The sequence below is a fragment of the Bradyrhizobium sp. USDA 4538 genome (assembly GCF_024171045.1).
In the GTDB taxonomy this organism is placed as follows: domain Bacteria; phylum Pseudomonadota; class Alphaproteobacteria; order Rhizobiales; family Xanthobacteraceae; genus Bradyrhizobium; species Bradyrhizobium australafricanum.
In genome coordinates this window covers 8,014,595-8,036,022 of the sequence record NZ_JALJZE010000001.1, presented here as the reverse complement: position 1 = coordinate 8,036,022, position 21,428 = coordinate 8,014,595, and the positions used below count along the sequence as shown (strand labels likewise).

The 21,428-nt window shown below is 65.0% G+C and carries 30 protein-coding genes; 14 read left to right on the top strand and 16 right to left on the bottom strand.

What is annotated here, in order from left to right; all coding sequences use genetic code 11:
- Positions 1–13: 13 nt before the first annotated feature.
- The gene (locus tag J2R78_RS37025) at positions 14–271 is read right to left on the bottom strand and encodes a hypothetical protein (RefSeq protein WP_028340746.1); all 258 of its coding nucleotides are present in this window, start codon (positions 269–271) and stop codon (positions 14–16) included.
- 267 nt (positions 272–538) lie between these two features.
- Here J2R78_RS37025 and coaD point away from each other — a divergent pair, with 267 nt between their 5' ends.
- The 5 genes from coaD (at position 539) to queA (ending at position 3,720) form a co-directional block, all read left to right on the top strand.
- A complete protein-coding gene (gene coaD / locus J2R78_RS37020; protein WP_076828588.1) occupies positions 539–1,036 on the top strand; it encodes a pantetheine-phosphate adenylyltransferase in 498 nt (165 codons plus the stop codon).
- A 46-nt stretch (positions 1,037–1,082) separates the two neighbouring features.
- On the top strand, positions 1,083–1,646 hold the full coding sequence (locus tag J2R78_RS37015; RefSeq protein ID WP_028332096.1) for a peptidylprolyl isomerase: 564 nt from the start codon (positions 1,083–1,085) through the stop codon (positions 1,644–1,646).
- A 5-nt stretch (positions 1,647–1,651) separates the two neighbouring features.
- Positions 1,652–2,089, top strand: coding sequence for a TonB C-terminal domain-containing protein (locus J2R78_RS37010; protein ID WP_253608678.1), 438 nt, complete (start codon positions 1,652–1,654; stop codon positions 2,087–2,089).
- Positions 2,065–2,529, top strand: a complete 465-nt coding sequence (locus J2R78_RS37005; RefSeq protein ID WP_028340742.1) for a peptidylprolyl isomerase — start codon at positions 2,065–2,067, stop codon at positions 2,527–2,529. Before J2R78_RS37010 ends, J2R78_RS37005 begins: the two co-directional genes overlap by 25 nt.
- A 114-nt stretch (positions 2,530–2,643) precedes the next feature.
- Entirely contained in the window at positions 2,644–3,720 is a 1,077-nt protein-coding gene (gene queA, locus J2R78_RS37000; protein ID WP_253608677.1) for a tRNA preQ1(34) S-adenosylmethionine ribosyltransferase-isomerase QueA, read from the top strand.
- A 167-nt stretch (positions 3,721–3,887) separates the two neighbouring features.
- On the opposite strand, the gene J2R78_RS36995 is transcribed toward queA, so the two are convergent.
- From J2R78_RS36995 to J2R78_RS36980, 4 genes are all read right to left on the bottom strand, one after another.
- Positions 3,888–4,925, bottom strand: a complete 1,038-nt coding sequence (locus J2R78_RS36995; protein ID WP_057018500.1) for an aspartate-semialdehyde dehydrogenase — start codon at positions 4,923–4,925, stop codon at positions 3,888–3,890.
- A gap of 244 nt (positions 4,926–5,169) precedes the next feature.
- Positions 5,170–5,787 carry a PepSY domain-containing protein gene (locus tag J2R78_RS36990; RefSeq protein WP_057018499.1) on the bottom strand — a complete coding sequence of 206 codons (618 nt, stop codon included), beginning with the start codon at positions 5,785–5,787 and terminating at the stop codon, positions 5,170–5,172.
- A 262-nt stretch (positions 5,788–6,049) separates the two neighbouring features.
- Entirely contained in the window at positions 6,050–6,811 is a 762-nt protein-coding gene (locus J2R78_RS36985) for a TetR/AcrR family transcriptional regulator (protein WP_253608676.1), read from the bottom strand.
- A gap of 96 nt (positions 6,812–6,907) precedes the next feature.
- Positions 6,908–8,041, bottom strand: a complete 1,134-nt coding sequence (locus tag J2R78_RS36980; RefSeq protein ID WP_253610017.1) for a patatin-like phospholipase family protein — start codon at positions 8,039–8,041, stop codon at positions 6,908–6,910.
- Between the two features lie 249 nt (positions 8,042–8,290).
- On the opposite strand from J2R78_RS36980, the gene tgt reads away from it, so the two are divergent.
- The gene (gene tgt / locus J2R78_RS36975) at positions 8,291–9,424 is read left to right on the top strand and encodes a tRNA guanosine(34) transglycosylase Tgt (RefSeq protein ID WP_253608675.1); all 1,134 of its coding nucleotides are present in this window, start codon (positions 8,291–8,293) and stop codon (positions 9,422–9,424) included.
- A gap of 9 nt (positions 9,425–9,433) precedes the next feature.
- Here the strand turns inward: tgt and J2R78_RS36970 are convergent, their stop codons facing one another.
- Complete coding sequence (locus J2R78_RS36970; protein WP_028332087.1) at positions 9,434–9,649, bottom strand: hypothetical protein; 216 nt, start codon at positions 9,647–9,649, stop codon at positions 9,434–9,436.
- A 224-nt stretch (positions 9,650–9,873) separates the two neighbouring features.
- Between J2R78_RS36970 and cysK the strand changes: the two genes are divergently transcribed.
- On the top strand, positions 9,874–10,848 hold the full coding sequence (gene cysK / locus J2R78_RS36965) for a cysteine synthase A (RefSeq protein WP_076828575.1): 975 nt from the start codon (positions 9,874–9,876) through the stop codon (positions 10,846–10,848).
- An 18-nt stretch (positions 10,849–10,866) separates the two neighbouring features.
- A complete protein-coding gene (locus J2R78_RS36960; protein ID WP_050400483.1) occupies positions 10,867–11,106 on the top strand; it encodes a BrnA antitoxin family protein in 240 nt (79 codons plus the stop codon).
- An 81-nt stretch (positions 11,107–11,187) separates the two neighbouring features.
- Here the strand turns inward: J2R78_RS36960 and J2R78_RS36955 are convergent, their stop codons facing one another.
- Positions 11,188–12,063, bottom strand: coding sequence for a DMT family transporter (locus tag J2R78_RS36955; protein ID WP_253608674.1), 876 nt, complete (start codon positions 12,061–12,063; stop codon positions 11,188–11,190).
- Positions 12,064–12,295: 232 nt separating this feature from the next.
- On the opposite strand from J2R78_RS36955, the gene J2R78_RS36950 reads away from it, so the two are divergent.
- Entirely contained in the window at positions 12,296–12,694 is a 399-nt protein-coding gene (locus tag J2R78_RS36950) for a RidA family protein (protein ID WP_092083474.1), read from the top strand.
- Between the two features lie 70 nt (positions 12,695–12,764).
- Here J2R78_RS36950 and J2R78_RS36945 read toward each other — a convergent pair whose 3' ends face one another.
- From J2R78_RS36945 to J2R78_RS36915, 7 genes are all read right to left on the bottom strand, one after another.
- Complete coding sequence (locus tag J2R78_RS36945; RefSeq protein WP_375167085.1) at positions 12,765–13,319, bottom strand: hypothetical protein; 555 nt, start codon at positions 13,317–13,319, stop codon at positions 12,765–12,767.
- A complete protein-coding gene (locus tag J2R78_RS36940) occupies positions 13,264–13,623 on the bottom strand; it encodes a hypothetical protein (protein WP_076828571.1) in 360 nt (119 codons plus the stop codon). Before J2R78_RS36940 ends, J2R78_RS36945 begins: the two co-directional genes overlap by 56 nt.
- A 192-nt stretch (positions 13,624–13,815) precedes the next feature.
- Positions 13,816–14,415, bottom strand: a complete 600-nt coding sequence (locus J2R78_RS36935; protein ID WP_018271570.1) for a formyltransferase family protein — start codon at positions 14,413–14,415, stop codon at positions 13,816–13,818.
- A 121-nt stretch (positions 14,416–14,536) separates the two neighbouring features.
- Entirely contained in the window at positions 14,537–15,826 is a 1,290-nt protein-coding gene (locus tag J2R78_RS36930) for a hemolysin family protein (protein ID WP_253608672.1), read from the bottom strand.
- A 164-nt stretch (positions 15,827–15,990) separates the two neighbouring features.
- On the bottom strand, positions 15,991–16,248 hold the full coding sequence (locus J2R78_RS36925; protein WP_057018491.1) for a hypothetical protein: 258 nt from the start codon (positions 16,246–16,248) through the stop codon (positions 15,991–15,993).
- A gap of 128 nt (positions 16,249–16,376) precedes the next feature.
- Positions 16,377–16,592, bottom strand: coding sequence for a hypothetical protein (locus J2R78_RS36920; protein WP_253608671.1), 216 nt, complete (start codon positions 16,590–16,592; stop codon positions 16,377–16,379).
- A gap of 213 nt (positions 16,593–16,805) precedes the next feature.
- Entirely contained in the window at positions 16,806–16,952 is a 147-nt protein-coding gene (locus J2R78_RS36915; protein ID WP_253608670.1) for a hypothetical protein, read from the bottom strand.
- Between the two features lie 578 nt (positions 16,953–17,530).
- On the opposite strand from J2R78_RS36915, the gene J2R78_RS36910 reads away from it, so the two are divergent.
- On the top strand, positions 17,531–18,382 hold the full coding sequence (locus J2R78_RS36910; RefSeq protein ID WP_253608669.1) for a 3-hydroxybutyryl-CoA dehydrogenase: 852 nt from the start codon (positions 17,531–17,533) through the stop codon (positions 18,380–18,382).
- Between the two features lie 156 nt (positions 18,383–18,538).
- Here the strand turns inward: J2R78_RS36910 and J2R78_RS36905 are convergent, their stop codons facing one another.
- On the bottom strand, positions 18,539–19,330 hold the full coding sequence (locus J2R78_RS36905) for a hypothetical protein (RefSeq protein WP_253608668.1): 792 nt from the start codon (positions 19,328–19,330) through the stop codon (positions 18,539–18,541).
- 339 nt (positions 19,331–19,669) lie between these two features.
- On the opposite strand from J2R78_RS36905, the gene J2R78_RS36900 reads away from it, so the two are divergent.
- From J2R78_RS36900 to J2R78_RS36890, 3 genes are all read left to right on the top strand, one after another.
- On the top strand, positions 19,670–19,930 hold the full coding sequence (locus J2R78_RS36900; protein ID WP_253608667.1) for a DUF3551 domain-containing protein: 261 nt from the start codon (positions 19,670–19,672) through the stop codon (positions 19,928–19,930).
- Between the two features lie 88 nt (positions 19,931–20,018).
- Positions 20,019–20,183 (top strand): hypothetical protein, encoded by a 165-nt coding sequence (locus tag J2R78_RS36895; RefSeq protein WP_016846117.1) that lies wholly within the window; start codon positions 20,019–20,021, stop codon positions 20,181–20,183.
- A gap of 37 nt (positions 20,184–20,220) precedes the next feature.
- Positions 20,221–20,679 carry a hypothetical protein gene (locus J2R78_RS36890; RefSeq protein WP_253608666.1) on the top strand — a complete coding sequence of 153 codons (459 nt, stop codon included), beginning with the start codon at positions 20,221–20,223 and terminating at the stop codon, positions 20,677–20,679.
- A 39-nt stretch (positions 20,680–20,718) separates the two neighbouring features.
- Here J2R78_RS36890 and J2R78_RS36885 read toward each other — a convergent pair whose 3' ends face one another.
- Positions 20,719–20,937 (bottom strand): hypothetical protein, encoded by a 219-nt coding sequence (locus tag J2R78_RS36885; RefSeq protein ID WP_057018485.1) that lies wholly within the window; start codon positions 20,935–20,937, stop codon positions 20,719–20,721.
- A gap of 267 nt (positions 20,938–21,204) precedes the next feature.
- On the opposite strand from J2R78_RS36885, the gene J2R78_RS36880 reads away from it, so the two are divergent.
- The gene (locus J2R78_RS36880; RefSeq protein WP_016846119.1) at positions 21,205–21,399 is read left to right on the top strand and encodes a hypothetical protein; all 195 of its coding nucleotides are present in this window, start codon (positions 21,205–21,207) and stop codon (positions 21,397–21,399) included.
- The last annotated feature ends 29 nt before the right edge of the window (positions 21,400–21,428 follow it).

Genomic DNA, 21,428 nt, shown 5'->3' with positions numbered 1-21,428 from the left:
GCTCGACTACGCGCTACGGGGTACGGTCGGCGGTGACCAGGCGGGCTTCGCGAACCACTGTCTTGTTGCCGGCGCTGCGCAGGCACGAGGCTTCGAAATTCGGCCAGGCCTGCTGCGAGCAGTCCTTGCCGACCGGGTGGACGTCGAGACGGTCGCTCTTGGCCAGCGGCTGCGGGGTGGAGGCTTCGACCTGCGGCGCAAAGCCCGGCAGCACGGTGAGCGCGGCGGCAATGAACGCGGCAACAGCGATGGCGGAAAGTGCCTTGATCATGACGGTCCCCAGTTGATCGGGCCGCCCGGGCCCGTCGTTTCGTTGTCCAATGTCTACCGGCAGCAAGTTTCCTGGTGTCTTCGCCACCGCGGGAAATGGTTTCGTCGCGGGCCGGTTTTGTTTCGTCCGCCAACGGCCGACGAAACATTCACCCCCGTAGACGCTGGCATCCCAGGACTCGTTCACTGGACGACTGGAAATTTGTTTCGAGCAAGCAATGGAACCCGGGCGGCTTGCCGGGGAGAGCCGGGCGGGTTAGGAGGGACCATGTCCCGTATCGCGATCTATCCTGGCTCCTTCGATCCCGTCACCAACGGCCATCTGGACGTGGTGAAACAGGCCGTCTTCCTCTGCGACCGCCTGATCGTCGCCATTGGCGTCCATCCCGGCAAGAAGCCGCTGTTTTCCACCGAGGAACGGCTGGCCATGGTCCATGAGGTGTTCGGCCCCATCGCCCAGCAGGCAGGCTGCGCCTTCGAGAGCGCGACCTATGACAATCTCACGGTCGCGGCGGCCCGCGCGGCCAAGGCCACGCTGATGATTCGCGGCCTGCGCGACGGCACCGATCTCGACTACGAGATGCAGCTTGCCGGTATGAACGATGCGATGGCGCCCGAGGTGCATACCGTGTTCGTTCCGGCGTCGGTCGCGGTCCGCCCGATCACCGCCACACTGGTGCGCCAAATCGCCCAGATGGGCGGCGACTTCTCTGCATTCGTGCCGTCATCAGTCGCAGCTAGCCTGAAGGCCAAGTTCGCCGGCTGATCCCGGCGGCCTGCCACACCCCGAACGTTAAAGCTCCGGAGTTGCCATGATCCGCATTCTCGCATTCGTTGCCGCGCTGCTCTGCGTCGTGCCCGCTGTCGCGCAGCCGCTGCCGGCCAATCTCGACAAGGCCGATGCGATCGTGATCGACACCACCAAGGGCCGCATCGTCATCAAGCTGCGCACCGATATCGCGCCCAAGCATGCCGAGCGCATCAAGCAGCTGGCGCGCGAGGGCTTCTACAACAACGTGCCGTTCCATCGCGTGATGGACGGCTTCATGGCGCAGACCGGCGACGGCCAGAACTTCAACGGCACCGGCGGCTCGAAATATCCGAACCTGAAGCAGGAATTCTCCCAGGTCCCGTTCAAGCGCGGCATCGTCGGCATGGCCCGGCGCGGCGACAGCGTCGACAGCGCCAATTCGCAGTTCTTCATCATGTTCGCCGACGGACCGAGCCTGAACGGCCAGTACACAGTGATCGGCGAGGTGGTGCAGGGCATGGACGTGGTCGACAAGCTGAAGAAGGCGTCTGCGGGCTCTCCTGGCGGAGCCGTCACCGATCCCGACAAGATGGTGAAGGTGCAGGTCGCATCCGACATCAAGTGATCCACATGGCGGCGCGCTGCAAACCACTCGCCTGGTTCGCCGCGCCGCTGGTTTGCCTGACGCTGACCGTACCGGTGCAGGCCGAGCCGGAGCAACTCAATACGATCAAGGACGTTGTTCTTGCCATCCACCGCTGCTGGCGGCCGCCGCCGGCAGACAAGGCCGGCCCGATCGACATCACCGTCATTGTCAGCTTCAACCGCGAGGGCGCGATCCTCGGGCATCCCAGGATCAGCTATGAATCGCAGGAGGCGACCGACAACGACCGGATTGCATACCGGATCGCGGTGATGGAGACGTTGCAACGCTGCACGCCGTTGCCATTTACCGAGAGCCTGGGCGGCGCAGTCGCCGGCCGCCCATTCGCGATCCCGTTCAGGAATAAGAAGTATCCACCCCGAAGCCAGGAGAAGCGAGCATGGCTGCTACCGAAAATACTCTGATCCTCGAAACCACGCAGGGCCCGGTCACGATCGAGATGCGCCCGGATCTCGCGCCCGGCCACGTCGCGCGGATCAAGGAGCTGGTGCGCGAGGGCTTCTACGACGGCATCGTATTCCACCGCGTGATCGACGGCTTCATGGCGCAGACCGGCTGCCCGCAGGGCACCGGCATGGGCGGCTCCGGCAAGAAGCTGAAGGCCGAATTCAACAAGGAGCCGCATGTCCGCGGCACCGCCTCGATGGCCCGCGCCGCCAATCCGGATTCCGGCGACAGCCAGTTCTTCATCTGCTTCGACGACGCCTCGTTCCTCAACGGCCAGTACACCGTCTGGGGCAAGGTCACCGAGGGCATGGAGAACGTCGACAAGATCAAGCGCGGCGAGCCGGTGAAGGATCCGGACAAGATCGTCAAGGCGCGCATGGCCGTCGACGCGGCGTAAGTCAAACACTCCGTCATTCCGGGGCGATGCGCAGCATCGAACCCGGAATCTCGAGATTCCGGGTTCACGCTTCGCGTGCCCCGGAATGACGGCGCTGAAGTATTAGTCACCGCCATGCGCACCGACCTCTTCGACTTCGAACTGCCCCCGGAAAGCATCGCGCTTCGCCCCGCGAACCCGCGCGATGCCGCGCGGATGCTGGTGGTGCATCCGGACGGCGTGCTGCGCGACGCCGCGATCGCCGACCTGCCGCAGTGGCTGGAGCCGGGTGATCAGATCGTCGTCAACGACACCAAGGTGATCGCGGCGCAACTCAAGGGCCGCCGCATCGGGCGCGACACCGAACCGAAGATCGAGGCGACCTTGATCAAGCGGCTCGACGGCTCACGCTGGCAGGCGCTGGTGAAGCCGGCGAAGAAGCTCAGCCCCGGCGACACCATCCGCTTCGGCAATGAGGGCAGGGTGTGCCTGCTCGGCAATCTCGATGCAGAGGTCGAGGCCAAGGGGCAGGAGGGCGAGGTGACGCTGTCATTCTCGTTCCATGGTCCGGTGCTCGACCAGGCGATCGCCGATGTCGGCGCCACGCCGCTGCCACCCTACATCGCTTCCAAGCGCACGCCTGACGAGAAGGACGTCAGCGACTACCAGACCATGTTCGCCGCCAATGAGGGCGCGGTCGCAGCGCCCACGGCGGGGCTGCATTTCACGCCGGCCTTGGAGGCCGCGCTGAAGAGCCGCGGTGTCGAGCTGCACCGCCTGACGCTGCATGTCGGGGCAGGGACCTTCCTGCCGGTGAAGACCGAGGAGACCTCGGAGCACAAGATGCATGCCGAGTGGGGCTGCATCACCGCCGAGACCGCTTCCGCCTTGAATGCCGCGCGCGCAAAAGGCGGCCGGATCGTCGCGATCGGCACCACGTCGCTGCGCCTGTTGGAAAGCGCCGCCAATGCCGACGGCACCATCGAGCCGTTTGCGGCGGAAACCTCGATCTTCATCACGCCGGGCTACCGCTTCCGCGCGGTCGATATTTTGCTGACCAACTTCCATCTGCCGCGCTCGACGCTGTTCATGCTGGTCTCGGCCTTCTCCGGCCTCGAGACGATGCAGGGCGCCTACGCGCATGCGATCAGGGACGGCTACCGGTTCTATTCGTATGGCGATGCGTGTTTGCTGTTTCGCGCGCGAGGCTAGCTCCGCAAGCACGGCTGCTTCACCGTCACCCTGAGGCGGCCGCTTCTTCAGCGGCCCTCGAAGGGCGACGGCCCGACTGGGGCCGATGCATCCTTCGAGACGCCCGCCGCGCGGACTCCTCCAGCGACAATGGCTGCGCCATTGCGCGGGGATGACGGTTCTTGCATTCACGCCATCGCGCGTTCGGGCAGCAGCTCGGCGATCTGCACCGCGTTGAGGGCGGCGCCCTTGAGCAACTGATCGGCCGCGACGAACATCGAGATCGAGTGACCGCTGGGGTCGCTGAGATCCTTGCGGATGCGGCCGACCAGCACGTCGTCCTGGCCGGAGGCGTCGATCGGCATCGGGAAGTAGTTCTTGGCGCGATCGTCGACGACCTTGACGCCCGGCGCCTGCGCCATCATCGCGCGCACCTGGTCCTCGGTGATCGGCTTCTCGCATTCGAAGGTGATCGACTCGCAATGCGCGCGCAGCACCGGCACCCGCACGCAGGTAACGCCGACCGCGATCTTCTCGTCCTCGAAGATCTTGTGGGTCTCCTTGATGACCTTGGTCTCCTCGTCGTTGTAGCCGGTCTCCGGATCGATCGCCGTGTTGTGGTTGAACAGGTTGAAGGCGTAGGGGTGCGGCATCACCTTCGGGGTGTAGACCTGTCCGTTGAGATTGGCGCGGGTGGACTCGACGAGCTCCTCCATCGCAGCTGCGCCGGCGCCGCTCGCGGCCTGGTAGGTCGAGATGATCACGCGCTTGATGCGGTTCTTCTGGTGGATCGGCCACAGCGGCACCAGCGCGGTGATGGCGGCGCAGTTCGGGTTGGCGATGATGCCCTTGTGGTCGCGGATGCGGTTGGCGTTGATCTCGGGGATCACCAGCGGCACGTTCGGATCCATCCGGAACGCCGAGGAATTGTCGACCACGACGGCGCCGGACTTCACCGCAAGCGGCGCGAACTTCCTGGAGATGCCGCTGCCGGCCGAGAACAGCGCGATGTCGACGCCCTCGAAGGCGCGCTCGGTCAGTTCCTCGATCACGATCGGCTTGCCGCGGAAGCTGATGGTCTTGCCGGCCGAGCGGGCGCTCGCCAGCGCCTTCAGCTTGCCGACGCGGAAGCCGCGCTTGTCCATGGTGGCGATGAATTCGGCGCCGACGGCACCGGTGACGCCGACAATCGCGACGACGGGATCGTTACTCACTTTGTCCTCCATTCGAGTTGTATTTCAGGCAACAAAAAAGCCCCGGACCTTCATCAGGCGGGGCTTCGGGTAGAGATGATGCGGTTCGACCGACTACGCGCGCACGCCTCCCGAGGCCCCGGAGGGCTTGGTGGTTTTGCTGGTGCGTTTGGTCGCGGTGATCATGGAGCGGACTTATGCGGGACAGATCGGCGTCCGTCAACGGCTTTTGGGCGAAAACTTGGCGAGAGAAAACTTGGCGAGTGCCGCGCCGGCCTCAGCGCCTGCGCGCGCCGGGCGGTTCGAGGATCACCTCTTTCAGGTCGCTGCCGGCGAGCACGACGATAACGAAATTGAGCTTGCCGCGTTCGCGCATCAGGCCACCGCTGATCGCCTTTCCGGAGGTCGTGCGCTCGGCCACCCGCACGGCGTCGGCGAGGCGATGCCGGAGCGCCCTCAGCACGGCGAGGTTGTCACGGTCTTCGGTGCCGAGCGACTTCAGCGGCGCGGCGGCCTCGCCACCCACCACTTCGCCGGTCGCCGCGTCAATGGCGTGCCGCCAGATGCGGTCCTGCTGCATGGTCTTGACCCGGTAGACCGCAGGCTCCGACGCGCCGTCGAAGCTGATGTCGGCGGTTATCGAACCGGAATGCAGCGCCTCCGCAATCGCCATCGCCTTGCGCAGCGAGATCTGGGCCGCCTGGAAGCTGTCGAGCTCGCGGCGAACCGTGTGCGCATCGAGCGCGGTGTCGTTATCCTGCGGGGTAAGCGCTGCAGCCGTTGAGCTCGTGATCGCGTGCGCCGGCGTCGCGAAGGGCAGGGCAATGAGCGCGGTTGCCAGCAGCCGCGTGCCGAATGCCCAATGCCGCAGTGCGTGTAATCGTCCCGTCGTCATGGTCGCATCCGTCGCGTCGAACCGCCGCCCGGGCAGAGAAAGTGCGGCCGACCTTTGTTAGTCAGAGGTCGGCCGCCGAACGTTCAGACGGAGCGATGGCGGCAGCTCCGTCGTGACGATCGAAGTGACAAGGCGACACGAAACCGTTGGGGGGCTGAACTTGGGTTCCGCGTCTCATTGCAACTAAACAATACGGTTTCGTTCTGTTTCCTTCAAGGCTCATCACGACAACGTGTGAGGCGATGCGACGATCCTAAAACTGTCAGCGGGCCGGGCGGCGGCGCGCCTTCGTCGCTTCCTTGATCGCCTCTTTGGCCGCATCGCGAAGCCGGTCCTGCGGCCCGACGGCGCCGGCGAGAAACAGCCGGATCGAGACTTCCATCCGGGTCTCGGCGGTCTTCATGTCGATCGGAATTCCGAATGTTGCCATCCGGTGGGTGTGGCCGACCACCATGTTGAGGAATGTCTCGGCCGCGATCGTGGTGTCCTCGAGGTCGAGGGCGCCTTTGTGGACCAGATGGTCGAAGAAATCCGCCGTGGTGGATACCGCCTTCGACCAGCCCTCGTCGACGGCAAGCTTGGCGACCTCGGGGAAATTAATTGCCTGCGCGGTCAGGATCCGGCTGAAAGCGATGGAGTCGGCGCTGCAATTCAGCACCAATAGCTGGCGTCCGAGCTCGGTCAGCCGTTCCTCGACCGAACCGTCGCAGTTGCCGCCGGCCTGCGCTTCGGCCGCCGCGGCGGCGAGCGGGGCAAGCCAGCGGGCGATCTCGCGGCGGAGCACCGCGGCGAACAAGCCGCGCTTGTCGCCATACTGACCGTAGACCGTGGGTTTGCTGACGCGGGCGGCCTCGGCCACCGCGTCGATCGATGTCGCATCGAAGCCGCGCTCGAGGAACAGGCGGGTGGCGACCTCGATCAGCCGCTGGTCGCGCTCGATCGCGGCGTCCCGCGTCGGCCGGCCGCCGCGTGACTTGATCACGCCGCGCTTGGCCACCTTGGCCTTGGTTGCCGTCAATCCCATTTGCCCATTCATCTCGTTGTGCGTCGGACGGGTCTGTCCGGTCTATAACCCGCGCCGTGCGGATTCGTCCATTCGGCGGTACCGGGAGCAGGCCGCTTACGGAGGCGTCACGGTCCAGGCCTGCCCGGCGGCGGCCTTGTCGTATCCGTACTGGTACAGCGCACGCATATAGGCGGTGTCGAAGCCCTGCGTTTCCGGAGCCGGATAGTCGCGCTCGATGTAGGACAGATGGAAACCCAGCCGGTTGCGCCGGGCGAAGTCATAGGTCGAGAGGATCACGGAGCGTGTCTGCGCCTGCGTGATCGCGGAAATGCTGCGCGAGGCGACCTCGATCGTCGAGTTCGAGACCAGCTCGAAGTTGCCCTCGAGCTTCTTGTTGACGAGGATGTAGATGTTCATGCGGCTGTTGGCGGGCCAGCCGCGCTCGCGGAACAGCAGCGCATCCGGCAATGTCAGCACCGGCGCGGTCACGCCGCCGTCGACATGCATCTCCTGGAAGCGGCGGCCCTGGCCTTCGGCGTCGATCATGATCGGCGGAAACACCAGCGGGATGCTGGCGGAGGCGGCCATCACGTCGCGAAACAGCTGCAGCGCCTCGGGCGTTCCGACAGCGGCGATTCGCCCCATGTCCCAGATCACCGTGCGCTGGGTGTCGAGATCGGTGGTGACGATCAGGAGCTTTCGGCCCTTGGCGTTTTCGCGCGCCACCTCGCTCAGGATGTCCGGACCGACGTAACGCGCCACCAGTTCGCGCAGCCGCTTGTTGCCGAACAGCCCGGAGCCGAACAGCACCCGCATCAGGCTGGGGTCCTGCAGCAGGCTTTCCGCGATGCCCGAAGTGTAGACCTCCTTCAGCGTGTCGTCGTAGCGCGGGCCAAGGAAGGCAAAGGGCGCAATCAGTCCGCCGGTGCTGACGCCGGAGACAACCGAAAAGGCCGGGCGGTTGCCGGCCGCGGTCCAGCCGTTGAGGACGCCCACGCCATAAGCCCCGTCGGCGCCGCCGCCGGAGAGGGCGAGGTAGGTCTTGATCGGGGCGAGGTCGCTCTTCTCGAGCTTGAATTTTGACGTCGGCTCGTCGGCATAGCGGCGCAGCCCGTCGAGGTCGAGCACCCGCGAATTGGCGGCGTCGGCGGCCGTGTAGGGCATCCGCGGCAACGAGCTGCAGGCCGAAAGCGCCAAGGCGAGGCCGCACAGCAGGATCGCTTGCCGGATCGCGCGGGCATCCGTCATCCGAAGACCGGCGCCGGCGCGCTGGACGCTAGGGGGTAAGACCATGTCTGCCAGTCACGTTCGCGGATCGACGTCGCTGCGGGAAGCCGGTTGCCATATTGTCGTCATAAAACGACACTGTTTCGTTTTGTTTAACGAGGCTGATGATGCAAGACAAGCGTCCAGCCGGTCGTCCGTGTTCACGAAGTCGCGCGAGGGCCGCTATCCGACGGGTTGATCGGGCACCGGCGACACGCAATAAGCAGCCGCATGAATCTTCCCAATCATTTCGAACTGCTGGCAACCGACGGCGCCGCCCGCACCGGGCGCCTGACCACGCCGCACGGCCTCGTGCGGACGCCCGCGTTCATGCCGGTCGGCACCGCGGGCGCGATGAAGGGCATGCATTGGCGCGAGGTGCGCGATGCCGGCGCCGATATCGTGCTCGGCAACACCTATCACCTGATGCTGCGCCCGGGCGCCGAGCGCATTGCCGGGCTTGGCGGCCTGCAGCGCTTCACCGGCTGGGGCGGCCCGATGTTGACGGATTCCGGCGGCTTCCAGGTGATGTCGCTGTCGGAGCTGCGTAAGGTGACCGAGAAGGCCGTGACCTTCCGCTCGCATATCGACGGCACCAAGGTCGAGCTGTCGCCGGAGCGCTCGATCGAGGTGCAGCGGCTGCTCGGCTCCGACATCGCCATGCAGATGGACGAATGCGTGCGGTTGCCGGCGGAGCGCGCCGACATCGAGCGCGCGATGCAGCTGTCGCTGCGCTGGGCAGAGCGCTCCAAGCGCGCCTTCGAGGCGGCGCCGGACGGCTACATGCTGTTCGGCATCGTACAGGGCGGCGACGTCCCGGATCTGCGGCACGCCAGCGCACGCGGGCTGACCGACATCGGCTTTCACGGTTACGCGATCGGAGGCCTCGCGGTCGGCGAGCCGCAGGCGGTGATGCTGGCGATGATCGAGGAGACCGCGCCGGCGCTCCCGGTCGATCGGCCGCGTTATCTGATGGGCGTCGGCACGCCGGAGGACATCCTCGAGGCGGTAGCGCGCGGCGTCGACATGTTCGACTGTGTGATGCCGACACGGAACGGACGCCACGGCATGGCGTTCACCCGCTTCGGGCAGATCAATTTGCGCAACGCCCGGCACGTCGACGATCCGCGCCCGCTCGATGAAGAGAGCCCGTGGCCGGCGGCGAGCGGCTATTCGCGTGCCTATCTGCATCACCTGGTTCGATCAGGCGAAACACTTGGGGCAATGCTGCTGTCCGAAATCAACGTCGCCTACTACCAGCAGCTGATGCAGGGCATCCGCGATGGGGTGGCGAACGGCACGTTCGAGGACTTCAGAACGAAAACGCGCGCCGGTTGGGCGCGCGGTGACATCGCTCCAAGATGAGCTGTGTGATCAGTTGCACACGATCGGTTTCACCGCGTGTTTGGTAACGAACCCGTAACCGCAGTTGTCGCAGGTCCAGAGATAACTGATCAAATTGTCGAACAGGTACGCGGAGGCTTCCGCCGCCACCATGGAGTCCGCACACACCGGACAGGTCGGCAAATCGCAGCCGCGCGGATCGGGCCTGGACGCTGTGGTCGACAGAACTTCAGCGAGAGCTGGCATGTGACCTCCTTTGCGTTCTGAGCTGCACCTGACGAAAGTATATAAACCCATTTGTTTGACCTTGTCGCAACACAAATGCGTAGGTTTTACGTTATTTGCGCAGGTTCTATTTTGCGATGCAACGAATTCGCGTTGCGGCGGTTTCTCACTTGCGTGCCATGGTGCGCTGCTTCTAATGAGACAAGACCGCATATTCCCAGCACATCCGCTACAGGAGCCGCTTGATGGACGCGCCGTCGACAACGAGTGCAGTGCAACCCGGACGCGGCCGCGTCTTTGACTCCATCGTCGATGCGATCGGCTCTACGCCGATCGTGCGGCTGCGCAGATTGCCGCAGGCGGCTGGCGTCAACGCGACGATCCTCGCCAAGCTGGAATACTTCAATCCGGCGGCCAGCGTGAAAGACCGCATCGGCGCGGCGATGATCGTGGCGATGGAGAAGGCCGGCATCATCAACGCCGACACCGTGCTGATCGAGCCGACCTCGGGCAACACCGGGATCGCGCTTGCCTATGTCGCGGCCTCGCGCGGCTATCGGCTCAAGCTCGTCATGCCGGAGTCGATGTCGATCGAGCGGCGACGGATGCTGGCCTTTCTCGGCGCGGAGATTGTGCTGACCCCGGCCGCGCAGGGCATGAAAGGCTCGATCGCGACCGCGGAGGAATTGGTGCGCACGACGCCCAACGCTGTCATGCCGCAGCAGTTCAAAAACCTCGCCAATCCCGAGATCCATCGCCGCACCACCGCCGAGGAGATCTGGAACGACACCGGCGGCAACATCGATTACTTCGTTGCCGGCGTTGGCACCGGCGGCACCATCACGGGCGTTGGCCAGGTGCTGAAGCCGCGCAAGCCATCATTGCGTGTCGTCGCGGTGGAGCCGGAAGAGAGCCCGGTGCTGTCGGGCGGCCAGCATACGCCGCACAAGATCCAGGGCATCGGCGCGGGCTTCATCCCTGACATCCTCGACCGCTCCGTGATCGACGAGATCGTCAAGGTCAACAGCGCGACCGCGATCGAGACCGCGCGCGAGCTGGCGCGCAACGAAGGCATCCCCGGCGGTATCTCGTCGGGTGCCGCGATCGCTGCCGCCTTGCAGATCGGCAAGCGGCCGGAAGCGGCCGGCAAAACCATTCTGGCGATTGTGCCGTCATTCTCGGAGCGCTATCTCTCTACGGTACTGTTTGAAGGAATCTGAGACACAGGAATCCAGCATATGGCTGACCAGCCGAGGCGACCGCGAACCCTGAACGATGCCCGCAGCGAAGCCGAGGCGGCGTTCAAGCGCGCCACCACCAAGGTCGCGGACGCGGTGCCAAAGACCGTCGCTGTCCCCGGCGTCCGTGAGCAGGTCACGCTGCGGATCGATCAGGACGTGCTGGAGTATTTCCAGGAGGGCGGCCCCGGCTGGCAGGACCGCATCAACGCGGCGCTGCGCAAGGCCGCCGGAAAGTAACACCTTTCGAAACCAGGAGGGCCGGGACGATCCCTGGGTTTTGGCTGGCCGGGCGAGGCCGCGCTGGCTGCGGCGCGAGCGTCACCTCGCGCGCGCCGGCTTCCTTGCGGTCGGTTTCAGGTTCATGAGGTTGCCGGCCAGGATCATGGCCGCGCCGAGCACCGTGTAAGCATCGAGCCTTTCGGCATAGATCAGCCAACCGGCGATCGCCGTCAGCGGCACGCGGACGAAATCCATCGGGATCACGACAGTCGCGTCGGCGTGGAGCAGGGCGCGTGCCATGCAATAGTGCGAGAACGTGCCGCAGAACGCGATCACGGCGAGCCAGCCCCAGGTCGAGAGCGGCGGCCAGGTCCAGACGTAGAGCGCAGGCCCGATGCTCGCGAGCGATTGCACCACCAGCATCCAGAACATGATCGTCAGCGTCTGCTCGGTCCGCGTCAGCGACTTGACCACGGCGACCGAGATGCCGAAGCCGACCGCCGCGACGAGCGCGATCAGCTGGCCCGGATTGATCGCGCCGGCCGCCGGCCGCACGATCACGAACACGCCGACCAGGCCAAGCACGATCGCGACGATCTTCCACCGCGTCATCCGCTCGCCGAGAAAGCTCGCCGCAAGGATCGCGGTCCAGATCGGCATCGTGAACTCGATCGCGACCACCTGGCCGATCGGGATCAATGTCAGCGCATAGAACCAGCCGAGCTGCGCGCAGAAATGGATCAGGTTGCGCACGATATGGACGTGCACCCGTGCCGTCTTCACGATCGCAAACCCGCCATTCATGTGGATCAGCGGATAGAGCATCGCGAAGCCGAGCACGCCGCGCACGGCCATCAGCTGGAAGACGTTGACCTCGCGCGTCGCCTCGCGGCCGGCCACCGCCACGATCAGCATCAGCGCGAGCCAGCCGGACATCCACAATGCTGCGCGGGTCTTTGAGGGCGTGCGATCCATGACGGGGAACGGCGGAGGAGGGGTGCCCGGTATCGGCGAGCTGCCATGAATTTGCAACGCGCAATTCCGCCTGCGCGGTGATGCGTCACCCACGCGATCTCTGCTAAGCAGAGGTCAAAGACAGAAGTCATTCCGGGATGGCTCGAAGAGCCAGACCCGGAATCTCGAGATTCCGGGTTCGCTCGCTTCGCGCGCGCCCCGGAATGACAATTATCATCAGGAGGATTTGCTCATGCGCGTCTTGCAACCGGCCGAATGGTCGAAACCCCGCGGCTTCTCGCACGGTGTCGCGTTCGACGCGCCCGGCAAGTGGATCGTGCTGGCGGGGCAGACCGGCGGCGACGAGAAGGGCGACTACGCGCCCGAGATGGCCGCCCAGGTCGGCACCGCGTTGAAGCGCATCATCAAGCTGTTGAACGAAGCCGGCGCTGGCCCCGAGCACATCGTCCGCCTGACCTGGTACCTGACCAGCCGCAGCGAATATGAGGCCGCGGGCGCCGGTATTGGCGCGGCGTGGAAGGAGACGCTCGGGCGCAATTTCCCGCCGTCGACGCTGCTCTATATCGGCGGGCTGGTCGATCAGCGCGCCAAGGTCGAGATCGAGGTCACGGCATTCGTGCCTGCGGCATAGCACCGCTGGGGCGTAAACAAAAAGCCCTCGGGGATGACCCGAGGGCTTTCCACGTTGGAGCGCGGATCGATTACTTCGACAGCGTGATGCTGGCGCCGCGGAACTGGCTGTCGGCCCTGATCGTGACCGCCTGCTTGTTGCCGCTGGTGCGCATCGAGATATCGGCGTTGAAGCCGGGAGCGCTGGCAACGACCTGGAAGTTGCCGCCGCCGCCGCGACCCTGCAACGAGCCGCTCACATTGCGGCTGGACTCGCTCCAATTGCCGCTGACCGCGCTGCCTTCGGCCTGCACATCGGCCGCCAGGTTGAACTTGTAGGCGTCGCTGGCGCAGGTGAGGCTCATGGTCATCCGGGGCCCGCCGACGTGATACGTCGCCCGGCAGCGGATGCGCTCGCTGGAGCCGTCGTCCAGCGTGACCGAGCCGGCGCCCGACCAGGTGCCCGCCATGCCGGCGAACGGGCCGGACTGGGCATGGCCCGTGGTGCTTGCGAGTGCGGTCACGAAAAACGCGGCGGCTGCAAATGCTGGCCGCCGCGCGATGGCAAAGAAACTTGATAGGCTGGTGATCTTACTGACGGGATGCTTCCCATCGGCCGCTGCAGGGTACGCCAGCTGATGCCCCATTCCACTTCCCCGATCCGGAGTTGCCACTGAGTTGTCCGTTCGCATATGCACCATTGATCGAGACTCGCACAAGTCCCCCGCTGCCGACGGTGCCGGAGATCGCCGCGCCCTGTGCCGAGATCTTTCCTTCAGCGACGGTCACGGTCGAGCTCTGCGAAGGTTCGCAGCTGCCGGTCTTGGTGACGACGGTGACGTTCCAAAGCCCGTCATAAGGCTGCTGAGCGGACACGGGAGCAGCGGTGAGGGCGGCAGCCGAAGCGACCGAAGTGACCAAAATCAGGTCGCGAATGCGGATCGAACGCATGAATCAAATCCCTGTAATTTCGTGTGATGACGCGGCTTATCCTGTCACAATGTGTTCAAAATTTGCTGCGTCGCGGGAGCCCCAAATGTTCCTGTGAACCCAAACACATCATGGTGAATTCGGTTCCGGATCAGGAACGGAAAATCCGAGCATGGCTTTTTCGAACGAGGTATTCATATACTCTAGCTCGGGTTAGTGTTTGCCGGGGCTCAGATTCGGCGCCTTGGTCGCGAACTGCTCATCCTGGACCTTGGCCGGCAGCGAGCCGTTGACCTTGCCATAGTCGATGACCTGGGCGAGCAGACGCAGACCGAGCGGCGCCAGCGCGCGCTCCCACAGCTCGCGGGCGGTTTCGCCTTTCTTGACGAACACCCAGTCCTGCGCGGCGATCGCGCCGGCGTCCATGCGGTCGGCAAGGTGATAGATGCTGCCGCCGGCGATCGGATCGCCTTCCTTGATGGTCCACTCCACCGCGGCGATGCCGCGGTGGCGCGGCAGCAGCGACGGGTGGTATCCGATGCCGCCGAGCCTGGACGCGGCAAGCGCCTCCCTGCTGACCCGGGCATGGCTGTGGGCGGTCACGATCAGGTCGGTGTCCGGCGCGATCTCGGCGGCCGTCACCAGCTTGGGATCAGCCTGGACAACGACTTCGATGCCGGCCGCCCTGGCCGCTGCCGCCAGCCGGTCCTCGCCGTCATGGACGACCACCCTGACCAGCGTGACGTGGTGTTCGCGCAGCATGTTCAGGGTCGTCACGCCGAAATGGCGGGAACCGACAAGGGTAATGCGCATGGGGATCTATTCCGTGGGGTTTACTCGGGGATTGCTCGGGCCGCCGCTATGCCGATAGCACACCGCGGCGGCCTGTTTCGCTGTCTTGCCGCTTATCAACAGGACGGCCGGGTGGCAAATGTCAGGCCGCCGGCTGCTTGCTGGCCAAAACCTTGTCGATGCGCCGGCCGTCGAGGTCGACGATCTCGAATTCCCAGCCCTGCGAGGCGGTTTTCGCGCCGACATCGGGGATCGCGCCGAATTCATGCAGCAGGAAGCCGGCCGCGGTCTGGTAGGGCCGCGGCGATGGCAGCGTGATGCCGAGCAGCTCGCTGAATTCCAGCGCCGGCATCCAACCGGAGATCAGATAGGAGCCGTCGGCGCGCCGGACATAGGCAGGCTCGGCCGGGCCTTCCTCGGTGTGGAAGGCACCGACGATGGCCTCGAGGATGTCGGCGCTGGTGACGACACCCTGGAAGGTGCCGTACTCGTCGTGGACGAGGCCGATATGCACTCTGGAGTCGCGCAGGATCGCGACCACGTCGCGGGCGTCGACGGTCTCCGGAATGATCGGCGCATCGCGCGTCAGCGCGCGGATGTCGGGCGTCTGGCCCGCGAGGTAGACATCGAGCACGTCCTTGGCCTGCACGATGCCGAGCGCATGGTCGCGGTTGCCGTCGAACACCACGCAGCGCGAGTGACTGCTCTTTTGCAGCGTCGCCAGGATCTCGGCCGCGGGGGCGGCGAGGTCGATCAGGCTGACCTCGTGGCGCGGCGTCATCACGGCGCCGACCGGCAGATCGCCGAGCCGCATCACGCCGGCGATCATCTCCTTTTCGCCGGGCTCGAGCACACCGGCGTTCTCGGCCTCCACCACCAGCGTCTTGATCTCGTCCTCGCTGACGCGGTCCTGTGCATCCTCGCGATGGCCGAGCACCCACAGCAGCAGCTTGCCGGAACGGTCGAGCAGCCACACCAGCGGCAGCGACAGCCGCGCCATCATGGTCATGGCCGGAGCGACCTTGACCGCGATCGACTCGGGATCGCGCAATGCGATCTGCTTCGGCACCAGCTCGCCGACGATCAGCGAGGCATAGGTGATCACGCCGACGACGAGGCCGACGCCGACCGCGTCGGCGACACTTGGGGACACGCCGAGCTCAAGCAGCCATTGCGTCAAACGCTGGCCGAGCGTTGCGCCCGAGAAGGCGCCCGACAGCACGCCGATCAGCGTGATGCCGATCTGCACCGTAGAGAGGAACTTGCCGGGATCGGAGGCCAGTGCAAGGGCGCGGCGCGAACCGCTGACGCCTCGTTCGACCAGCGCCGCAAGACGCCCCGGACGCGAGGAAACGATCGCGAGCTCCGACATCGACAACAGACCGTTGACGACGATCAAGACCGCCACGATCGCAAGTTCCAGATATAACACGGGAGTCCCTAAACATTGGCGGCGTCGGCCGCTACACGACGCCCAATATAGGCATACCGGAGCGGTTTTGCTGTGCCTTGTCGGGCGTCCCTGCACAAGCAGAGGGTGCGTATGGCCAGCATGCTGCAGGAGATCGCGGCATTTTGGCGCGCTGGCATCATACCCTAGGCGAGGATCCGCAGCGCCGGCTTGGCGAACCTCCTGCCCGATGAGGCGGGCTGCATCAGCATTCGTTTGGAGGCGGCTTGCAGTTGCACGCGCAAGTCGGCGTTGCATTGCTTCATCTGGTTGCGCAATTCGCGGCGGGAGAAGGCGGTGAGCGAGGGGTCCGCGAGTTGCTGCCAGGCCTTGCGCAGCCATTCCTGCAGTTCGCGAATGTTCTGATCCAGAACCTTCTGATCAAACACGTCGGGCTGGGTCATGCCGCCAAATCCCACGAAGCGATCAGTTGCAAAGTAACGCTGATTCGCGTCGCTTCACCTAGCGCAATGTTGCGCAGGCGCGTTTGCGGCAGGGGAGATCGAAGGCTGCAGGCGTGTTCGTGTCCGCGTCAGCGAGCGTCGCCGGGCCCGGTGCGCAGCAAATCCAGCGCGACCGGCAGCGCGAGGAACAGCGCTGCGAGCATCGAGAGATGACGCGTCTGCGCGGCGGTCAGGCCGAGATCGTATTGGGCGAGATAGGCCAGCATGATCGCGATGTAGGCGGCGACGCAGATTGCGACGGCGACGCTTCCGAAATCGATCTTGCTGTCGGTCTTGTCGTCCACGGCGGCACCACGTCGTTGCGGGAGCGGTGTAGCGTGGCTCGGCTTCACCAACTATGAGCTGGATCACGAGCGGAGGGGCCACTCCGGCCAAATGGCTTCGTGCGTCACGACGGGCCAACTGGCGGAGGCAAACGTCGCGATCAGCATTCCGCAGCAACGTGGCCGCGGCGACTCCAGCTCGGCCTTGGCGACCACCTGCCGCCGGCAAGCGGCCTAGCGGGGGCTGCGTTTCGGCTGGCCTTCGCGCGGAAGCTCGACCGGGATGTGGGGCGCGGTGCTCACCACGCGGGGGCTTCCGTCGGAACGGGTCTGGCCGTTGAGCAATGTCTCGAGCACCAAAAAGAATTTTTCAGCAAGCATGGGCGTAGCCCTCGTCGTTTAATGTCCTTGTGTCGCGGCGCGCCGCGGAAAATTCGATCAACAAAATGCGAGTCGCACCGGCATGGCGATGCTGCGGCGCAAGGTCTCCCGCACGCAATCCGGGAGATTACGGCGCCCATGCCGTCAACCGAGGCTTGCGCGAAATAGTTGCCAGCGTCCTAACGATTGCCGGTGCAGCACGTGATGGCGCTCACCGTTCCTTCAAGGATGCACGTTAATGATAGGGGTATGGATCGTGACCAGGACATCGACGAGGGATTTGGATCGGCGCTGCGCCGCAGCTACGGGCGGCTGGCCTGGTGGATCGTCCGACTTAACCGCGTGCTCGAACCGTCGCGCGCGGCCGAACCACCGCGCACCCAGTTGCCACCGCGGTCGGCCGTTCCGCCACGGCGGCCTGTCCCGCCGCGCCCGGAATAGACCTCACCGGAATACCGGCTTCCGCTGTATCGGCCGTGCGGCCGGACTGCTATTCATGCGCCATCCGCGGACCCCTCCGGTCCGCCGTTTTTGACGATGCGGCCGCGCTGCCGCGCAAGCGACGAGGGACGAACGCAATGATTGAGACGGTTGGCATTATCGGCGCCGGGACCATGGGCAACGGCATCGCGCAGATCTGCGCGGCGGCAGGCCTCGGCGTGACCATGGTGGATATCTCCGACGCGGCGGTCCAGCGCGGCCTGAAGACGGTCGGGAGCAGTCTCGATCGGCTGGTCGCCAAGGAAAAGGTGACCGCGGCCGATCGCGACGCGACGCTCGGGCGCATCAATGCGACCACCGACAAGGCCAAGCTCGCCGCCTGCGATCTGGTGATCGAAGCCGCGACCGAGAACGAGGAGCTGAAGATCAAGATCCTGAAGGATCTCTGTGCGGGGCTGAAGCCGAGCGCGCTGGTCGCAACCAACACCTCGTCGATCTCGATCACCCGCCTTGCGGCCTCGACCGATCGGCCCGACCGCTTCATCGGGATGCATTTCTTCAATCCGGTGCCGGTGATGGCGCTGCTCGAATTGATCCGGGGCCTGCAGACCTCGGACGACACCGTCGCCAAGGCCGAAGCCTTCGCCAAGCGGGTCGGCAAGGTGGCGATCACGGCGAAGAACAGCCCCGGCTTTGCGGTGAACCGCATCCTGTGCCCGATGATCAACGAGGCGATCTTCGCGCTTCAGGAGGGCATTGCCACCGCCGAGGAGATCGATGCCGGCATGAAGCTCGGCTGCAATCATCCGATCGGCCCGCTCGCGCTTGCCGATCTGATCGGGCTCGACACGATGCTGTCGGTGATGGAGGTGTTCTACACCGGCTTCAACGACCCCAAATACCGGCCGGCGCCGCTGCTGAAGGAGATGGTCGATGCCGGTCATCTCGGCCGCAAGACCGGGCAGGGGTTCTACAGCTACAGCAAGTGAGGCCGGCGCGCGCCTGACCCCGTAATCATCCGGGATGGATCGCGCGGACAAGGTCGCGTAACGACAAGACCTGATCCGCCACGAGGCGGGGGACATCAGAAACGAGGCCCGGTCTCCTAGGCACACCGGGCCTCGTTTTTTTGTGGGATACCGGGCTCAGTTGGCCGATGCGACCGGCGTGACGCCGGTTTCCTCGGGATCGGCGCCGAACAGGCCGACGAGGAACTTGTAGTAGTCCGGCATCTTCTCCTTCAGCGTGGCGCGCGTATAGGGTTCGTGCTCGGAATCCTTCCCGGCCAGGAAGATGCTCGCCGTCACCGCGAAGAACTCCTGCTGGTTCTTCAGCGCATAGGCCTCCTTGGCGAACAGCTCCTTCGACTTCGCCTGGCTGAGGAAGCCCTTGATGCCCTTGTTCTCAAAGCCGTTCGGCATCAGCCGGGCGTGATAGGCATGAAGGAATTCGTGCAGCAGCACCGGCTCCTTCGCGTAACGCATCATGTTCGGACGCATCCTGATGATGCCGATGCCGGAATCGAGCGCAAGCGCGAGCGGATCCGAATTGGTCCATTGCTGCTTGTCGTGATCCCAGATGGTGACGTCGCGGGTCGTGCCGCGGTCCCATTCCGGCGGCGTCAAGCCATAGCAGGCCGCTGCCGCGCCTTCGTCGAGACACGCCATCTCGCTCGCAACGATCGGCACGCGATGGAAGAACTGCAACACCTTCGGGCTGAAGCCCGCGGTTTCCACGACGTCGAGCTGGCGGCGGACCATGTCGGCGATGCTGGTGACGTCCTTGCGGTCGGCGTTCTCGGAGAGATCGAAGACGTAGCCGCGATATTTCTCGACGCTGCTTGGTGCCGCCTCGGACGCCCCCGACATTCGTGGTCCGGCAACGGCCGCTCCGGCCGCAAGTGACAGGATCATTGAAGCAATGAGCGCGCTGCGCATGATTATCCCCGTGCGACGAGCCTCTCCGGGTGTCGTCGTCCATTGAGCCGCGCGGGAGACTAGGGCAGTCGCCTTGCGGCGCGCTTAAATCGTACATTCCAACCGCGCATCCCCGGTTAGGCGTCGGTTAACTACATGCGCTGGGATGGCCCGGCGGGCAGCGGGCCGGCGGGTCTGGAGGCCGCGCGGGCCGATGACCGGTCAGCCGGTCCTCACCGTGCCGCGACCGGGCTTTGAACCATCGTCACAGCTTCTTGAGGCGGTGGCCGGAAACCTCGCAGATCCTGCCAGCGTACCTAAATCAGCGGCTGGGAGCCGATGGAGCAAGGAAACACGATCATGCGCAGGACGAATTGGGCAATTCTGGCGTTCGCGGCGCTCGGAACGAGCTGGATTGTCGGTTCCGCGTCGCCTGCGGCCGCCGATCCCTATGAGTATCCCTGGTGCATCCAGGGCCGGCAGGAGGGATATCCCGGCTATTGCGGCTACCAGACCTATCAGCAGTGCCAGGCATCCGCGTCGGGCCGCGACGCCTATTGCGGCATCAATCCGCGCGTTGCCTTCAGCCAGCAGCGGATGACGCCGCGGGCGTTCCGCTGAGCGGCGCGAGGGGATCGGGCCAAGCGACCGTCGGGCACGATGGTTGCATAGCTGACGGTCGGATCATCATTTCTGCCTTGGAGCGAATATGGGCGAGATCATCAGGTTCATCTCGAAGTCCGAACGCGAGCGTGCGCGTCTGATCCGCGAGGCGCGTGCGAATTATGAGCGCATCTTTCCATCGGCCGACCCGGCTGATGCGCAGGGCGCCGCAGACGAGGGCAGCGGCAGCGAGGCGTCGTCGAAGCCGTAGCGCGCCGGTATTGCGCGCAAGGGGAGGCGGAGCGGCGATGTGGCAGCGTTTGTGGCAGTCTTGGACGATCGACAAGCCGGCCGCGCTTAGCGATTGGCTGTGGCAGATCCTGGTCGTTGAGCTCGCCGCCTTGCTCGATCGGCTGACGTTGCGGAAGCTGATCGCGCTGATCCCGGTTGCGATCGTGATCGGCGCCTATTGGCACCGGATTCCGCTTCCTCCCGAGCTGATGCTGGTCGGCGATGTGCTGGCCTATATCGACATCTTCTCGATGATCTTCCTGATCGGCTTCTTTACCCGGGTTGCGACGGTTGTGGCGGTCGTCAGACAGGCCATCGGTCTCGTCCGCGGCGTGATGCAGCATGTGCCGATGGCGCTGCACAGGTTTGGCGTTCGTCACCGTCGCGCCAAGGACAGCACGCGCCGCAGGCGGCTCACGCATGCGAAGACAGATGACGATGGCGCCGCCGGCATGGCAGGCCTGGCTTGGGCCTAGTCCGACGCGATGTGGCGGCGACGAACGCGATCGCGGCGCCTATCGCGGCTGCCCGGCCTGCTGATCGCCGTCATCCGCCTTCGGCCGGGCCGGGCCGTGCGCGGACGCGCTGTCCTGGCTCCGCCGGTGCGAACTGGAGAGGTCGGTCGCGCCGTGCTGGGATCGATGAAACGCGATACCCATCTGGAAACTCCAGACGCCGAACAGCAGCGCGCCTGCCACACAGGCCGCCACGAAAGCCCAATCGCGTTTCCTCATCGGTCCAACAAAGCCAATTCGATACCGCACCAACCGCGTGTGTTCCGAGGCTCGCCAAGCGAGCCCGCCGCATTGTGAGACGATTGCACGCGCTTGTCGATCCGCGCGGCTCACCCTCGCATCGGTCACGGAGCGGTGATCATCAAATCATGCGTCCAGAAACACTCCGACCAGATTGCGCGTCCCCCGCAACAAACTTGCCAAACTTTCACTAGGGCGCTGGCGCACTGAGTTCGAAAAAGCAGGACCCGATCGGACGATTCGCGAATGACCGAACTTGAGGAGCTCAGATATTTCGAGCATCAGTGCCTGGAGATGGCGGAGCAATCCACGCTGCCGGATGCCCGCCGCGCGCTCCAGATCCTGGCGCGCAACTACGCCGCCGCGGCTGAAATCGTCGAACGGCGCGCGCAATCCGCCAACACCGCGCTCGCGCAGCTGTTTCGATGCTTGAGGCTGTGACCGGTTGAGGGCGTGACGAGGGCGCCGGT

Excerpts from the sequence above, each read along its gene's own strand:
- J2R78_RS36895 (WP_016846117.1), top strand. The coding sequence starts at position 20,019 with ATGGGCGAGATCATCAGGTTCATCTCGAAGTCCGAACGCGAGCGTGCG.
- J2R78_RS36940 (WP_076828571.1), bottom strand. The coding sequence starts at position 13,623 with ATGCGTTCGATCCGCATTCGCGACCTGATTTTGGTCACTTCGGTCGCT.
- J2R78_RS36980 (WP_253610017.1), bottom strand. The coding sequence starts at position 8,041 with ATGACGGATGCCCGCGCGATCCGGCAAGCGATCCTGCTGTGCGGCCTC.
- J2R78_RS37005 (WP_028340742.1), top strand. The coding sequence starts at position 2,065 with ATGGCTGCTACCGAAAATACTCTGATCCTCGAAACCACGCAGGGCCCG.
- J2R78_RS36885 (WP_057018485.1), bottom strand. The coding sequence starts at position 20,937 with ATGAGGAAACGCGATTGGGCTTTCGTGGCGGCCTGTGTGGCAGGCGCG.
- J2R78_RS36955 (WP_253608674.1), bottom strand. The coding sequence starts at position 12,063 with ATGGATCGCACGCCCTCAAAGACCCGCGCAGCATTGTGGATGTCCGGC.
- J2R78_RS36880 (WP_016846119.1), top strand. The coding sequence starts at position 21,205 with ATGACCGAACTTGAGGAGCTCAGATATTTCGAGCATCAGTGCCTGGAG.
- J2R78_RS36925 (WP_057018491.1), bottom strand. The coding sequence starts at position 16,248 with ATGACCCAGCCCGACGTGTTTGATCAGAAGGTTCTGGATCAGAACATT.
- cysK (WP_076828575.1), top strand. The coding sequence starts at position 9,874 with ATGGACGCGCCGTCGACAACGAGTGCAGTGCAACCCGGACGCGGCCGC.
- J2R78_RS36915 (WP_253608670.1), bottom strand. The coding sequence starts at position 16,952 with ATGCTTGCTGAAAAATTCTTTTTGGTGCTCGAGACATTGCTCAACGGC.
- J2R78_RS36935 (WP_018271570.1), bottom strand. The coding sequence starts at position 14,415 with ATGCGCATTACCCTTGTCGGTTCCCGCCATTTCGGCGTGACGACCCTG.
- J2R78_RS36985 (WP_253608676.1), bottom strand. The coding sequence starts at position 6,811 with ATGGGATTGACGGCAACCAAGGCCAAGGTGGCCAAGCGCGGCGTGATC.
- J2R78_RS36990 (WP_057018499.1), bottom strand. The coding sequence starts at position 5,787 with ATGACGACGGGACGATTACACGCACTGCGGCATTGGGCATTCGGCACG.
- J2R78_RS36995 (WP_057018500.1), bottom strand. The coding sequence starts at position 4,925 with ATGGAGGACAAAGTGAGTAACGATCCCGTCGTCGCGATTGTCGGCGTC.
- J2R78_RS36950 (WP_092083474.1), top strand. The coding sequence starts at position 12,296 with ATGCGCGTCTTGCAACCGGCCGAATGGTCGAAACCCCGCGGCTTCTCG.
- J2R78_RS36970 (WP_028332087.1), bottom strand. The coding sequence starts at position 9,649 with ATGCCAGCTCTCGCTGAAGTTCTGTCGACCACAGCGTCCAGGCCCGAT.
- J2R78_RS37025 (WP_028340746.1), bottom strand. The coding sequence starts at position 271 with ATGATCAAGGCACTTTCCGCCATCGCTGTTGCCGCGTTCATTGCCGCC.
- J2R78_RS36890 (WP_253608666.1), top strand. The coding sequence starts at position 20,221 with ATGTGGCAGCGTTTGTGGCAGTCTTGGACGATCGACAAGCCGGCCGCG.
- tgt (WP_253608675.1), top strand. The coding sequence starts at position 8,291 with ATGAATCTTCCCAATCATTTCGAACTGCTGGCAACCGACGGCGCCGCC.
- J2R78_RS36910 (WP_253608669.1), top strand. The coding sequence starts at position 17,531 with ATGATTGAGACGGTTGGCATTATCGGCGCCGGGACCATGGGCAACGGC.
- J2R78_RS36905 (WP_253608668.1), bottom strand. The coding sequence starts at position 19,330 with ATGCGCAGCGCGCTCATTGCTTCAATGATCCTGTCACTTGCGGCCGGA.
- J2R78_RS37010 (WP_253608678.1), top strand. The coding sequence starts at position 1,652 with ATGGCGGCGCGCTGCAAACCACTCGCCTGGTTCGCCGCGCCGCTGGTT.
- J2R78_RS36900 (WP_253608667.1), top strand. The coding sequence starts at position 19,670 with ATGCGCAGGACGAATTGGGCAATTCTGGCGTTCGCGGCGCTCGGAACG.
- J2R78_RS36945 (WP_375167085.1), bottom strand. The coding sequence starts at position 13,319 with ATGGGGCATCAGCTGGCGTACCCTGCAGCGGCCGATGGGAAGCATCCC.
- queA (WP_253608677.1), top strand. The coding sequence starts at position 2,644 with ATGCGCACCGACCTCTTCGACTTCGAACTGCCCCCGGAAAGCATCGCG.
- coaD (WP_076828588.1), top strand. The coding sequence starts at position 539 with ATGTCCCGTATCGCGATCTATCCTGGCTCCTTCGATCCCGTCACCAAC.
- J2R78_RS36960 (WP_050400483.1), top strand. The coding sequence starts at position 10,867 with ATGGCTGACCAGCCGAGGCGACCGCGAACCCTGAACGATGCCCGCAGC.
- J2R78_RS37015 (WP_028332096.1), top strand. The coding sequence starts at position 1,083 with ATGATCCGCATTCTCGCATTCGTTGCCGCGCTGCTCTGCGTCGTGCCC.